The organism is Stenotrophomonas hibiscicola ATCC 19867 (assembly GCF_000382065.1).
GTDB lineage: Bacteria > Pseudomonadota > Gammaproteobacteria > Xanthomonadales > Xanthomonadaceae > Stenotrophomonas > Stenotrophomonas hibiscicola.
The window spans coordinates 229,509-242,346 of record NZ_KB907500.1 but is presented as its reverse complement, the minus strand read 5'-3'; the positions used below and the strand labels follow the sequence as shown (position 1 = coordinate 242,346).

At 66.3% G+C, this 12,838-nt stretch carries 11 protein-coding genes; 6 read left to right on the top strand and 5 right to left on the bottom strand.

Annotated elements, in window-relative coordinates:
• Nucleotide 1: 1 nt before the first annotated feature.
• The gene (locus tag G370_RS1000000122055; protein ID WP_032955307.1) at nt 2–247 is read right to left on the bottom strand and encodes a hypothetical protein; all 246 of its coding nucleotides are present in this window, start codon (nt 245–247) and stop codon (nt 2–4) included.
• Between the two features lie 365 nt (nt 248–612).
• Between G370_RS1000000122055 and G370_RS0109560 the strand changes: the two genes are divergently transcribed.
• The 6 genes from G370_RS0109560 to G370_RS0109535 all read left to right on the top strand — a co-directional run bounded on the left by G370_RS0109560 (nt 613) and on the right by G370_RS0109535 (nt 6,697).
• The gene (locus G370_RS0109560; protein ID WP_019660400.1) at nt 613–1,200 is read left to right on the top strand and encodes a glutathione peroxidase; all 588 of its coding nucleotides are present in this window, start codon (nt 613–615) and stop codon (nt 1,198–1,200) included.
• Nucleotides 1,201–1,296: 96 nt separating this feature from the next.
• Nucleotides 1,297–2,274 carry an FKBP-type peptidyl-prolyl cis-trans isomerase N-terminal domain-containing protein gene (locus G370_RS0109555; RefSeq protein ID WP_019660399.1) on the top strand — a complete coding sequence of 326 codons (978 nt, stop codon included), beginning with the start codon at nt 1,297–1,299 and terminating at the stop codon, nt 2,272–2,274.
• 23 nt (nt 2,275–2,297) lie between these two features.
• Nucleotides 2,298–3,647, top strand: coding sequence for a UDP-glucose dehydrogenase family protein (locus G370_RS0109550; protein ID WP_019660398.1), 1,350 nt, complete (start codon nt 2,298–2,300; stop codon nt 3,645–3,647).
• On the top strand, nt 3,640–3,879 hold the full coding sequence (locus tag G370_RS0109545) for a SlyX family protein (protein WP_019660397.1): 240 nt from the start codon (nt 3,640–3,642) through the stop codon (nt 3,877–3,879). The genes G370_RS0109550 and G370_RS0109545 overlap by 8 nt, the downstream gene beginning before the upstream one ends.
• Before the next feature lie 10 nt (nt 3,880–3,889).
• Nucleotides 3,890–4,576 (top strand): DUF2058 domain-containing protein, encoded by a 687-nt coding sequence (locus G370_RS0109540; protein ID WP_019660396.1) that lies wholly within the window; start codon nt 3,890–3,892, stop codon nt 4,574–4,576.
• A gap of 48 nt (nt 4,577–4,624) precedes the next feature.
• Entirely contained in the window at nt 4,625–6,697 is a 2,073-nt protein-coding gene (locus tag G370_RS0109535) for an acyltransferase family protein (RefSeq protein WP_019660395.1), read from the top strand.
• Between the two features lie 12 nt (nt 6,698–6,709).
• Here the strand turns inward: G370_RS0109535 and G370_RS0109530 are convergent, their stop codons facing one another.
• The 4 genes from G370_RS0109530 to G370_RS0109515 all read right to left on the bottom strand — a co-directional run bounded on the left by G370_RS0109530 (nt 6,710) and on the right by G370_RS0109515 (nt 12,692).
• Nucleotides 6,710–7,894: an MFS transporter gene (locus G370_RS0109530; protein ID WP_019660394.1), complete on the bottom strand. Its 1,185-nt coding sequence runs from the start codon at nt 7,892–7,894 to the stop codon at nt 6,710–6,712.
• A 79-nt stretch (nt 7,895–7,973) separates the two neighbouring features.
• Nucleotides 7,974–10,658: a methionine synthase gene (metH, locus tag G370_RS0109525; RefSeq protein ID WP_019660393.1), complete on the bottom strand. Its 2,685-nt coding sequence runs from the start codon at nt 10,656–10,658 to the stop codon at nt 7,974–7,976.
• A complete protein-coding gene (locus G370_RS0109520) occupies nt 10,655–11,749 on the bottom strand; it encodes a homocysteine S-methyltransferase family protein (RefSeq protein WP_019660392.1) in 1,095 nt (364 codons plus the stop codon). Before G370_RS0109520 ends, metH begins: the two co-directional genes overlap by 4 nt.
• A 13-nt stretch (nt 11,750–11,762) precedes the next feature.
• Nucleotides 11,763–12,692 (bottom strand): ArsR/SmtB family transcription factor, encoded by a 930-nt coding sequence (locus G370_RS0109515; protein WP_019660391.1) that lies wholly within the window; start codon nt 12,690–12,692, stop codon nt 11,763–11,765.
• Between the last annotated feature and the right edge of the window lie 146 nt (nt 12,693–12,838).

Genomic DNA, 12,838 nt, shown 5'->3' with positions numbered 1-12,838 from the left:
TTCAGCTCCGTGGGATCAGCGGCTGGGCGAACGAGAAATACGGCATGGACAGCGCGCTGTGCAGCCGACGCGGGGGAGGGGGGGAGGAGGGGGTGGCATTCCCTGCCGGGGAGAGCGTCGCGTCCTGCGCACTTTCGGCAGCGGCAGAAGCAGGGGCGGTGGGCGTGGCCCACCAGGCCAGCACGAGCAGGGTCGAAACAGCGACGGCCGCGTGTGCGGTGAGGTTGCGACGGATCCGGACGTTCATGGCTTCCCCCTGTCTCAGGTGACTGGTGTTGTATGCAACTATAACACCGGCACGCCGGGGTGCAAGCCCCCACATCACCCAACTGATGGCAGGGGCGGTCAAGAACGCGCCATATCCATCCAGGCAATTGATAATAAAGGAAAAATTGGTTGGTGAAACCGGCTTCCCTGACCGCCTTCCATTCAGTCACGTCAATCCTATGTCAATGACGACGCGCCGCGGCCGTTTCCCACAGGCTGTCGCCAAGCCCGGCAAAGCTGTGCCACGGCGGGGCCGACAGGTGCCACAGGGCCCGGTGCTATAGTTCGGCCGATTCCCGGCCGATGCTGGCCGGACCCTTGAAACGGCTATTGCGGAACGTTCCCATGCCCCTGTCGACCGCCTTCCCGCACCGCTTCCGCGGCCTGTCCCTGTTGACTCTGCTGGCCCTCGGCCTGGCAGCCTCGGCCAATGCGCTGGCCGCCGACCTGCTCGACGTCAGCTACCGGCCGCTGGCTGGCAAGCAGCAGGTCAACCTGCAGCAGCGCTACCACGGCCAGGTGCTGCTGGTGGTCAATACCGCCAGCAAGTGTGGCTATACCCCTCAGTACGAAGGCCTGGAGGCGCTGCACAGGCAGTACGCCGGCAAGGGCTTCGCGGTGCTCGGCTTCCCGTCCAACGATTTCAAGGGCCAGGAGCCCGGTGACGAGAAGCAGATCCAGGACTTCTGCACCCTGACCTACGGCGTCAGGTTCCCGATGTTCGAGAAAGTGCATGTGGTCGGTCCGCAGGCCACGCCGCTGTACCAGCGGCTGACCGCAGCGACCGGCGTTGCGCCGGCCTGGAACTTCCACAAGTACCTCGTGGGCCGCGATGGCAAGGTCATCGCCCAGTTCGCCAGCAAGGTGACGCCGGACGATCCGCAGCTGATCGCGGCCATCGACAAGGCGCTGGCGGCCGCCGCCACGCATTGATATCCGGCACGCATGCCTCGACATCGACGGCATGCGTGCGACAATGATCCTTTTCGCGCCGACGTCGGCGCCCAGACACTTCCAGGAATGCAGCGAATGAAGATGGGAATGCGCGGCGCCGCGGCGTCGGTTCTGATTCTGGCGATGGGCACTTCGGGTGTCGCTCTGTCGCAACAACCGGCTGCCCCCGCAGCCGCCAAGGAGACCGCAACCTTGAATTCCCCCAAGCAGAAGCTGGGCTACGCCATCGGCCTGGACGTGGCCAAGTCGTTCACTCCGATCGCCGATGAGATCGACGTGGCCGCGCTGCGCACCGCCGTGGAGCGTTCGTTCGAAGGCCTGCAGCCGCAGATCACCCAGGAACAGGCCAAGGCCACCGACGCGGCCCTGCGCCAGGTCGTGATGGCCCGCAGCGGCCAGCAGGTGCCGGGCGTGGCGCCGGGTTCGCAGCCGCCGAAGGTCGACCGCGTCAAGGTCTCGCAGATGATCGGTTCCTACTCGGTGGGCCCGTCGCTGGCGCAGCTGAAGGATGACATCGACGTCGCCTCGCTGTTTGACGCGATCAGCACCGGCCTGAGCAAGGGACAGCCGAAGATGACGGAAGCTGACGCGACCGCCACCATTCAGGCCTTCATGGGCAGCAAGCAGGCCGAAATGCAGGCCAAGGCCGCCGCCGCTGCGCAGACCAACCGCGAGGAAGGCAATGCGTTCCTGGCCAAGAACAAGACCCAGCCGGGCGTGGTGACCACCGCGTCGGGCCTGCAGTACCAGGTGATCCGCCCGGGTAGCGGCGAGCGTCCGCTGCCGAGCAGCAAGGTGCGCGTGAACTACGAAGGCAAGCTGCTCAACGGCACCGTGTTCGACAGTTCCTACGGCCGCCAGCCGGCTGAGTTCGGCCTGGACCAGGTGATCAAGGGCTGGACCGAAGGCGTTGCGCTGATGCCGGTCGGTTCGAAGTACCGCTTCTGGATCCCGGGCGAACTCGCCTACGGTGAGAACGGCACTCCCGGCGGCCCGATCGGCCCGAACGCGACTTTGACGTTCGACGTCGAGCTGCTGGGCGTCCTGCCGTAAGTCATCGAGGAGCGAATACGGATATGCGCGTTGCGATTTTTGGTACGGGTTACGTTGGACTGGTGACCGGTACCTGCCTGGCCGATGTCGGTCATCAGGTGGTCTGCGTCGATATCGACCAGGCCAAGGTAGATGGCCTCAACCAGGGCGTCATTCCCATCTATGAGCCTGGCCTGGAGCCGATGGTGAAGGCCAACCACGCCGCGTCGCGGCTGGCATTCACTACCGATGCCGCGTCGGCGATCGCGCATGGCCAGGTAGTGTTCATCGCCGTTGGTACCCCGCCGGACGAGGATGGCAGCGCCGATCTGCAGTACGTGCTGGCCGTTGCCCGTACCATCGGCCGGCACATGAGCGTGCCCACCGTGGTGGTCAACAAGTCGACGGTGCCGGTGGGTACCGCCGACAAGGTGCGCGCCGCCATTGCCGAAGAGCTGGCCGCGCGTGGCGCGGACATCACCTTCGACGTGGTGTCCAATCCGGAATTCCTGAAGGAAGGCGACGCAGTCGCCGATTGCATGCGCCCGGACCGCATCATCATCGGTGCGACCAGCGATGAGTCGGTAGCGGTAATGCGCCGCCTGTACGCGCCGTTCAACCGCAACCACGACCGCGTGGTCGAGATGGACGTGCGTTCGGCCGAGCTGACCAAGTACGCCGCCAATGCGATGCTGGCAACCAAGATTTCATTCATGAACGAAATCGCCAACATTGCCGAACGCGTCGGTGCCGACGTCGAGCAGGTCCGCCAGGGCATCGGCTCGGACCCGCGCATCGGCTGGCACTTCATCTACCCGGGCGCCGGCTACGGCGGCTCGTGCTTCCCGAAGGACGTGCAGGCATTGGCCCGTACCGCCCAGCAGCATGGCCTGGAGCCGAAGCTGCTCAATGCAGTGGAAGCGGTCAACGATGCACAGAAGGGCCATCTGTTCGCCCTCATCCAGCGTCATTACGACAAGGGCGAGGACGAAGGGGTGCGCGGCAAGACCTTCGCCGTGTGGGGCCTGGCCTTCAAGCCGAACACTGATGACATGCGTGAAGCTTCCAGCCGTCGCCTGCTGGCGCAGCTGTGGGAAGGCGGTGCCACGGTGCGTGCCTACGATCCGGAAGCAATGCACGAATCGCAGCGCATCTTCGGCGAACGCGATGACCTGGTGTTCTGCAGCAATGCTGACGAAGCGCTGCAGGGCGCGGACGCCCTGGTCGTGGTGACCGAGTGGAAGCAGTTCCGCAGTCCCGATTTCCAGAAGCTGCGCGAGCAGCTGAAGGACGCGGTGGTGTTCGACGGCCGCAACCTCTATGAGCCGGCCGAAGTGGAAGCCGCCGGCCTGGCGTACTACGGCATCGGCCGGGGGCGTTCGCTGCATGTCTGATCTACCGACCGAACGTGAGCAGGCGCTGGAAGCGCGCCTGGTCGAGTTGGAGATGCGCGTGTCCTTCCAGGAACAGGCGCTGGCCGAGTTGAGCGATGCGCTGGCTGATGCCCGCATGCAGGGCATGCGCAATGCCGATGTGCTGCGCGTCCTGCTGGAGGACCTGGGCAAGGTCCGCAACGCACTGAATTCTTCCGATCCGGCGAGCGAACCGCCGCCGCCGCACTACTGATCCGAATCCTATGAGCGATACCCTCCGCGACCAGCTGATGGGCCTGGGCTTCAAGCCCGCGCCCAAGCCCGAGCGCAAGAATGATGGCCCCCGCCGTGACGGCCGCCCGCAGGGCAAGGGTGGCAACGGCAATGCAAAGCCGCAGGGCGCAGGCAAGGGCGAGCACAAGCCCGGCGAGCGTCGCGGGCATGGCCATGGTGGGGCGGGCAGGCCCGGTGGGCAGGCGCGTGGTGGCCAAGGGCAGCAGGGGCCGCGCAAGCCGCGCAGCGCCGAAGAGATGGACCTGGCCAAGGCCTATGCGATCCGTGCGCAGCGGGAGAAGGAAGAGCGCATCGAGGCCGAGCGCCTGAAGCAGGAAGAAGCACGCGTGCGCCGTGAGGCGAAGGCCAAGCTGGAAGCGCTGCTGCAGGGCAAAAGCCTCAATGCCGAGGAGGCGGACATTGCCCGCCACTTCCCGTACGGCGGCAAGATCAAGCGCATCTACGTGACCGCCGAACAGCTGACCGCGCTCAATGCCGGTGAACTGGGCGTGGTCCAGCTCAACGGCCGCTACCTGCTGGTGACCGCCGAGGTGCTGGCACAGTGCGAGGCAGTGTTCGCCCCGTCGGTGGCGCTGAAGGTCGATCCGAATGCGCCGGCCGAGGAAGATCCGTACGCGGACCCGCAGTACCAGGTGCCGGACGACCTGGTCTGGTAAACGCGTGATCGCCGTGGGCGCGTTGCCCCCGCGGCCGCGGGGGAAGGGATGACCGCTGATCCAAGCCGCGGCTACGTGCCGCACATTGACGGCCTGCGCGCGATCGCCGTGCTGGCTGTCATCGTGTTCCACCTGGACCCGGGCTGGTTGCCGGGCGGGTTCACCGGCGTGGACGTGTTCTTCGTCATTTCCGGTTTCGTGGTCAGCGCGTCGGTACATCGGCTGCCGCCGCTGTCGCTGGGGCAGTCGATGCTGCGCTTCTATGCGCGCCGCATCCGTCGTATCGCACCGGCGCTGCTGGCGTGCGTGCTGCTGACCGGTGTGGCGAGCGTGCTGTTCATTCCTGAGTCGTGGCTCAGCGAAGCCAGTGACAAGACGGGGCTGATGGCGTTGTTCGGATTCAGCAACTGGGTGCTGGCGGCGATCGGCAACGATTACTTCGCGCCCAAGGCCGAATTCAATCCCTACACCCATACCTGGTCGCTGGGTGTGGAAGAGCAGTTCTACCTGCTGTTCCCGTTGCTGTTCCTGGCCTGGGCACGTGGCGCGCGCGGGCGCTGGATCAGCCTGGGCCTGTTCGCACTGGTCAGCATGGCATCGCTGCTGCACGCTGCGGTGCTGGGTCTGCGCGAGGCGCCGCCATCGTGGGCGTTCTACGCCACCAGCACCCGTCTCTGGCAACTGGGCGTGGGCGTGCTGCTGTTCCAGCTGCTGCACGTGCGGCAATCGCTGGACCCCGCAACCAGTCAGGCACTGAAGCGCGCTGCGCCGGTGTTTTCCCTGCTGGCCATGATGGCGCTGGCCTTGCTGGGGTGGGCTCTATGGTCCTCGCGTGCCGGGCGCTCGCCGTGGCCTGACGGCCTGCTGCCGGCCTTCGCCACCGCAGGCCTGCTTTGGACGCTGCATCATCATCCGCAGGCATGGGTGGCGCGGCTGCTCGCCAGCGCTCCGATGCGCCGCATTGGCCTGCTGTCGTACTCGCTGTATCTGTGGCACTGGCCGGTGTTCGTGCTGATGCGCTGGACCGTGGGCCTGCGGACACAACCGCAGATGATCGCTGCGATGGTGCTGGTGCTGCTGCTGTCATGGGTATCGTGGCGCTGGGTCGAGCAACCCTTCCGCGGCCCGTTGTCGCAGCGCCTGCGTCCAGGCCGGTGGGTGCTGAGCGGCGCAGTCGTACTGCTGTGCGCCGCCGGCATCCAGGCATTGCTCTACCTGCAGGCGCCGCGGCTGTCGCTGAGTACCGTCAGCCGGCATCCAGCCGATTGGTATCCCAATGGCGAGAGTGTGGCGGGTGATTATCCCGATTGTGCTCTGGTGGCCGCGAAGCATCGATTCGAAGGCGGCAGTGCGCGCACCTTTACCCGTGGAAACTGCGACCGTCCGCTGCCGGCCGGTGCGCCGAAGCGGGTGTTTGTTGCCGGCGATTCGCATGCGATGGCCTACATCGAGCTGCTGCAGCGCCTGGCGCTGGAAACCGGCTCTGAGGTCTCCCTCTATGGCCGTGGCGGATGCCCGCAGGTGAGCCTGCAGAAGTGGCGCGGTGCCGGGGCCGGTTGCACCGATTTCGACGCAGCGGTGTTTGCCGACATCGCGCAGCGCGCGCAGCCGGGGGACGCCGTGGTTCTGGTATCGCTGCGGGTGCCGCGCCTGTCCGATCAGTTCGTGCTGTTCGATGCGCAGGCGCAGCTGGCGGGCGAACTGACAGCGGAGGCCACGGCAGGGCGTGAGGCCGAAGCGGCCGAGGCGATCAAGCAGTGGAAGCCTCTGGCCGAGCGCGGTGTGCGCATCGTGCTGGAGGCACCCAAACCGGTGCTGCCGGCGCCCCCCTATCGCTGCTCGGACCGCTTCAATGCGCGCAACGAGGTCTGCCGCAACGGGCTGGACAGCACGCGCGTCGCGATGGAAACGTTGCGGGCACCCATGCTGGGCAGCCTGCGGCAGGTGGTCGATGGACTGCCGGGGGGCGTGCTGTGGGACCCGCTGCCGGTGCTGTGCGACGACGCGCTATGTCCCGCGCAGCGCGATGGCCGCCCGCTGTTCTTCGATGGCGATCATCTCAGCGCGCATGGCAACCGCGTGCTGCTGCCTTCGCTGCAGCAGGTGTTGCTGCAGCGCTGAACCGGAGCGTTGTCAGTGTGCGCCGTGGGTCCGGCGCGCGCGTATCAGCGGCAGGCTCAGCGCGAAGAAGCAGAGCAGGGCGCCGATCAGGGCAAACCCGCTAGCCGCCAGGAACGCGGTGCGGCCATCGTCGATCTTCCACAGCTGGCCGGCAATAAGCGCGCCCAGCACCCCGCCGACACCCGACGAGAATCCATAGAGCAGTCCCTGGCCGTGGCCATTGAGACGACCGGGGAAGTAGGTCGCCAGCATCTGCATCGCCGCCGCAAAGAACGCGGCAAAGCCCAGCGCGTGCGCGGTCTGCGCCAGCAGCATTACCGGCAGGTTCTCCGGGAACAATGCGGTCACGGCCCAGCGCAGGCAGGAACTGACCAGTGCGATCAGCAGCATCCAGCTGGCGTCGTAGCGGCGGAAGAAGCGGCCGATGGTGAAGAACACGCCTACTTCGAAGACCACGCCGATGGTCCACAGCAGGCCCAGGGTGGAGGTACGGTAACCGTGATGGTCCATGTAGACCGAGAAGAACGTGTAGTACGGGCCGAACGACAGCTGCTCCATGAACGCGGCCAGGAAGAACGCCAGCACCGGCGGTCGGCGCACGATCTGCCAGAAGCCGCTGGCATCCCCCGCCGTCCTGCCGATGTCGCGCGCGTAATGGTTGCTGAAGGCCGAGGCAACCAGCAGCACGAACAGGGGCAGCATCATCCAGGGCAACAATCCGGCGTGGCTGCCGGCGCCATCGCCTTCGATCAGCCAGCCGAACAGGGTGACCACGGCGATGAAACCGAGCGAGCCCCAGACCCGGATCAGCCCGTAGCGATGGCTGTCGTTGCCCAGGTGGGTGAGGGTGATCGACTCGAACTGCGGCATCACCGCGTTGTAGAAGAAGCAGAACACGATCATCGCCGGGTACATCCACGGCTGCGGCAGGGGCAGCAGGAAGGCGGCGAAGCTGAGCAGGGTCAGCACGCAGCCGACGCGCAGTAGGCGGATCGGTCGCGGTGATGCGGCCGCCAGCGAGGTCCAGGCACTGGGTGCGATCACGCGGGTGGCGTACCACAGGCCCATCATCACGCTGATCGCGGTCACGCTCATCCCGCGCGCGGTCAGGAACAGGCTCCAGTACGGCGTGAACGCGCCGAGCGCCGCGTAGTAGAACAAGTAGAAACTTGAGAGGTGGGCAACGGGAACGGTCATCGCGGGAATAATGCACGGTAGCGCCGGGCCATGCCCGGCGGACGGGAGATGACGCCGGGCATGGCCCGGCGCTACCGCCTCATTCGGGGTCGTAGTCGAGATTGGAGGCCAGCCAGCGTTCGGCCTGGCCGCGGTCCACGCCCTTGCGCCGGGCATAGTCGGTGACCTGTTCGCGGCTGAGCCGTCCGACAACGAAGTACTGGCTCTGCGGATGGCTGAAGTAGTAGCCGGAGACAGCGGCCGTGGGCAACATCGCGAAGCTCTCGGTCAGTTCCATGCCAGCGTTCTTCTCAGCCTGCAGCAGGTCGAACAGGCGGCGCTTCTCGCTGTGCTCGGGGCAGGCCGGGTAGCCCGGCGCCGGACGGATGCCGCGGTACTGCTCGTCGATCAAGGCTTCGTTGTCCAGCGTCTCGGCGCGGTCGTAGCCCCAGAATTCTGTACGCACGCGCTGGTGCAGGCGCTCGGCCAGTGCCTCGGCGAAGCGGTCGGCGAGGGCTTTCAGCAGGATCGCGTTGTAGTCGTCATGCTCGGCCTCGAAGCGCGCGACGTGGGTGTCGATGCCGATACCGGCAGTGACCGCGAACGCGCCGATCCAGTCCTGCTTTCCGCTTTCGGCCGGTGCAATGAAATCGGCCAGGCAGAAATCGGGGCGTTCGGCTGGCTTGTCCACCTGCTGGCGCAGGAAGTGCAGGGTGGTTTCGCCCTGTGCGTGCTGCACGCGGACATCGTCGCCGATGCTGTTGGCCGGCCACAGGCCGAACACGGCCTTGGCCGTCAGCCACTTCTCGCCGACGATGCGCTCGAGCATCGCACGGGCATCCTTGTACAGCTCGCTGGCCTGGGTGCCGACGATCTCGTCGGTGAGGATCGCCGGGAACTTGCCGGCCAGCTCCCAGGCCTGGAAGAACGGCGTCCAGTCGATGTAGTCGACCAGTTCGGCCAGGGGATAGTCGTCGAACACGTGCAGGCCGGGCTGATTCGGTGCCGGTGGCGTGTAACTGTCCCAGCCGCCCTGGAATTTCTGCCCGCGCGCATGTTCCAGCGTGACCAGACGCTTGGCGTCGCCCCGGTTGCGGTGGCGCGCGCGGATTTCGGCATAGTCGGCTTCGTTGGCGGCAACGAAGGCCTCGCGCAGATCACGCGAGATCAGCGACTGCGCAACGCCAACCGCGCGCGATGCATCCTTCACCCATACCGTCGGCGCCTTGTAGTGCGGGTCGATCTTCAGCGCGGTGTGCGCACGCGAAGTGGTCGCACCCCCGATCAGCAGCGGCAGGTCGAAGCCCTGGCGCTCCATCTCGCGGGCAACGTGGCTCATCTCCTCCAGGGACGGGGTGATCAGCCCGGACAGGCCGATCAGGTCGGCGTTGTGCTCGCGGGCGGCATCGAGGATCTTCTGCGCCGGCACCATCACGCCGAGGTCGACCACGTCGAAGTTGTTGCAGGCCAGTACGACGCCGACGATGTTCTTGCCGATGTCATGCACATCGCCCTTCACCGTAGCCATGATGATCTTGCCGTTGCTCTTGGCGGTGTCACCGCTGCGCGCCTTTTCCGCTTCGATGTAGGGCAGCAGGTAGGCCACGGCCTTCTTCATCACGCGCGCGGATTTCACCACCTGTGGCAGGAACATCTTGCCGGCGCCGAACAGGTCGCCGACGATGTTCATGCCGTCCATCAGCGGGCCTTCGATCACGTCCAGCGGGCGGCTGGAGGCCTGCCGGGCCAGTTCGGTGTCTTCCTCGACGAAGGCATCCAGGCCGTGTACCAGGGCATGCGCCAAACGCTGTGCCACCGGCTTTTCGCGCCAGGCCAGGTCTTCGGTCTTCGCCGCGCCCTTCTTGCCCTTGTAGCGCTCGGCGATCTCCAGCAGACGCTCGGTGGCATCGCTTCGGCGGTTGAGGATCACGTCCTCGACGCGCTCGCGCAGGTCCGGCTCCAGGTCGTCGTAGATCGGCATCGCGCCGGCGTTGACGATGCCCATGTCCATGCCGGCGGCGATCGCGTGGTACAGGAACACCGAGTGGATGGCCTGGCGTACCGTTTCGTTGCCGCGGAAGGAGAACGAGACGTTGGAGACGCCGCCGGAGACGTGGCAGTGCGGCAGGGTCTGCTTGATGATGCGGGTGGCTTCGATGAAGTCCACTGCATAGTTGTCGTGCTCTTCGATGCCCGTAGCGACGGCGAAGATGTTCGGGTCGAAGATGATGTCCTGCGGCGGGAAACCGATCTCGTCGACCAGGATGCGGTAGGCACGGGTACAGATTTCGACCTTGCGCGCGCAGGTGTCGGCCTGCCCGTTTTCGTCGAACGCCATCACCACCGCAGCAGCACCGTAGCGCAGCACCTTGCGCGCGTGCTCGCGGAACAGCGCCTCGCCTTCCTTCAGCGAAATCGAGTTGACCACGCTCTTGCCCTGCAGGCATTTCAGGCCGGCCTCGATCACGCTCCACTTGGAGGAGTCGACCATCACGGGGATGCGCGCGATGTCCGGCTCGGACATGATCAGGTTCAGGTAGCGGGTCATCGCCGCTTCCGAGTCGATCAGGCCCTCGTCCATGTTCACATCGAGGATCTGCGCACCGCTGGCCACCTGCTGGCGGGCCACGTCCACCGCTTCTTCGTAGCGGCCTTCCTTGATGAGCTTGCGGAACTGCGCACTGCCGGTGACGTTGGTGCGTTCGCCGACGTTGATGAACAGCAGGTCCGGGGTGATGACCAGCGGTTCCAGGCCGGACAGGCGGGTGAGGGGCGTGCTGCTCATGCGGCGTGCTGCTCCCGTGCGCCCGGCAGGGCACGCGGTGCCAGCCCGGCCACGGCCTGGGCGATCGCGCGGATATGGTCGGGGGTGGAACCACAGCAGCCACCGACCAGGTTCAACAGGCCATCGTCGGCGAAGCCCCGCAGGGTGGTGGCCATCTCTTCAGGGGTTTCGTCGTACTCGCCGAACGCGTTGGGCAGGCCGGCGTTGGGGTGGGCGCTGACGTAACAGTCGGCGACCTGCGAGAGGGTTTCCACATGCGGGCGCATCGCATTGGCGCCCAGCGCGCAGTTCAGGCCGATCGACAGCGGTCGCGCATGCGCCAGCGAGGCGTGGAAGGCTTCGGCAGTCTGTCCGGACAAGGTGCGCCCCGACGCGTCGGTGATGGTGCCGGAGATCATCACCGGCAACCGCGCGCCACGTGCATCAAAGGCCTCTTCCAGCGCATACAGCGCGGCCTTGGCATTGAGCGTATCGAAGATGGTCTCGACCATGAGCGTGTCGGCGCCGCCGTCGATCAGGCCTTCGATGGCTTCGCGATAGGTGTCGCGAAGCTCGTCGAAGCTGGTGTTGCGGAAGCCCGGATCGTTCACGTCGGGACTGATCGAGGCGGTGCGGCTGGTCGGGCCGATCACCCCGATCACGAAGCGCGGCTTGCCGGGCGTGGTCGCTTCCGCCGCGTCACAGCAGGCGCGCGCGACGGCCGCACCGGCCTTGTTCAGTTCGTACACCAGGTGCTCGAGGTGGTAGTCAGCTTGGCTGACCGAGGTGGCATTGAAGGTGTTGGTCTCGACCAGATCCGCGCCTGCCTCCAGGTAGGCGGTATGGATGTCGGCGACGATCTGCGGCCGGGTCAGCAGCAGCAGATCGTTGTTGCCCTTCAGATCATGGCCTTCGGGCACGCCGTGGTCACAGCCGGGGCCATGCGCATGGTCGTAGCCACCGGCGAAGCGCTCGCCACGGTAATCGCCTTCCTGCAGGCCATGGCGCTGGATCATCGTGCCCATCGCGCCGTCGATGATCAGGATCCGCTCGCGCAGGGCGTCGAGCAGCGCGTTGGCACGATCGGGATGCAACCAAGGCAGGGCAGGCATGGCGGTCTCGGGCTCAGGGCTTGTTGGCGATCAGCGAAATCACTTCAAAGTGCGGCGGGCGTTTCTCGCGGGTGACCGTCTCCAGGCTGGACACCTGCAGGCCGGCCTTGTCGACGAACCTGCGCAGCTCCTTGTCGCTGAAGCCGAGGTTGACATGGCCATAGGCCTCCACGGCGGCCTTGTGCTCGTGGCGCGCCAGGCTGCACAGCAGCAGCCGGCCACCGGGCCGCAGCACGCGCGCGGCTTCGGTCACCGCCTGCGCCGGCTTGCTGGCGTAGGTCAGCGCGTGCATCAGCACGACCAGATCGAAGCTGGCATCCTTGAACGGCAGTGCATGCATGTCGCCCTCGCGCACTTCCACGTTCGGCAGGCGGCGCAGGCGTTCGCTGGCGGCGGCGACCACGCGCGCGCTGGTGTCGATGCAGATGTAGCGCTTGGCATGTGGGGCTACCAGTTCGGCCAGCACGCCGTCACCGGAAGCGATATCCAGCACGTCGCCGGTCTCCAGCAGCGGCAGCGCGGTACGCGCCAGTGCCTCCCAGGTGCGGCCAGGTGAGTAGTGGCGTTCCATGTCGCCGGCCACGCTGTCGGCCCAGTTCTGGTCCGAGGCGCGGTGCGCCAGCACGGCGGCGACGCGTTCGGCATCCTGGCGCAGCAGCGGGTCATCGCTTCCGTTGCTCAAGGCATGCCACAATGCACGCTGCGCCGGGTCCAGCTGGGCCTCGTCGAAGCGGTAGTACGCCGACACGCCAGCACGGCGGTCGCGGACCAGGCCGGCTTCCTTCAGGCGTGCCAGGTGGGTGGACACGCGCGGCTGCGCCAGCCGGGTGATCGCCGACAGTTCGGCCACGGTCAGTTCCTCCTGCTCCAGCAGCGCCAGCAGGCGGACGCGAGTGGCATCGGCGAACACCTTCAGGCGGGTCGACCAGTCTTCCAGATCCATAAACATCTACCTATCGCGATATAGAGATATATTCGCCGAGAGGGCCTGTCGCGGTCAAGTCGGCAGCGTACGGAAGCAGCCGGCCCCCGGTACAATCGAGGCACCTGGGCGCGCCGTATGCGGCCCATAACTTCATGTACCCGGGA

Coding starts and splice junctions, on each gene's coding strand:
- G370_RS1000000122055 (WP_032955307.1), bottom strand. CDS start 247: ATGAACGTCCGGATCCGTCGCAACCTCACCGCACACGCGGCCGTCGCT.
- G370_RS0109560 (WP_019660400.1), top strand. CDS start 613: ATGCCCCTGTCGACCGCCTTCCCGCACCGCTTCCGCGGCCTGTCCCTG.
- G370_RS0109555 (WP_019660399.1), top strand. CDS start 1,297: ATGAAGATGGGAATGCGCGGCGCCGCGGCGTCGGTTCTGATTCTGGCG.
- G370_RS0109550 (WP_019660398.1), top strand. CDS start 2,298: ATGCGCGTTGCGATTTTTGGTACGGGTTACGTTGGACTGGTGACCGGT.
- G370_RS0109545 (WP_019660397.1), top strand. CDS start 3,640: ATGTCTGATCTACCGACCGAACGTGAGCAGGCGCTGGAAGCGCGCCTG.
- G370_RS0109540 (WP_019660396.1), top strand. CDS start 3,890: ATGAGCGATACCCTCCGCGACCAGCTGATGGGCCTGGGCTTCAAGCCC.
- G370_RS0109535 (WP_019660395.1), top strand. CDS start 4,625: ATGACCGCTGATCCAAGCCGCGGCTACGTGCCGCACATTGACGGCCTG.
- G370_RS0109530 (WP_019660394.1), bottom strand. CDS start 7,894: ATGACCGTTCCCGTTGCCCACCTCTCAAGTTTCTACTTGTTCTACTAC.
- metH (WP_019660393.1), bottom strand. CDS start 10,658: ATGAGCAGCACGCCCCTCACCCGCCTGTCCGGCCTGGAACCGCTGGTC.
- G370_RS0109520 (WP_019660392.1), bottom strand. CDS start 11,749: ATGCCTGCCCTGCCTTGGTTGCATCCCGATCGTGCCAACGCGCTGCTC.
- G370_RS0109515 (WP_019660391.1), bottom strand. CDS start 12,692: ATGGATCTGGAAGACTGGTCGACCCGCCTGAAGGTGTTCGCCGATGCC.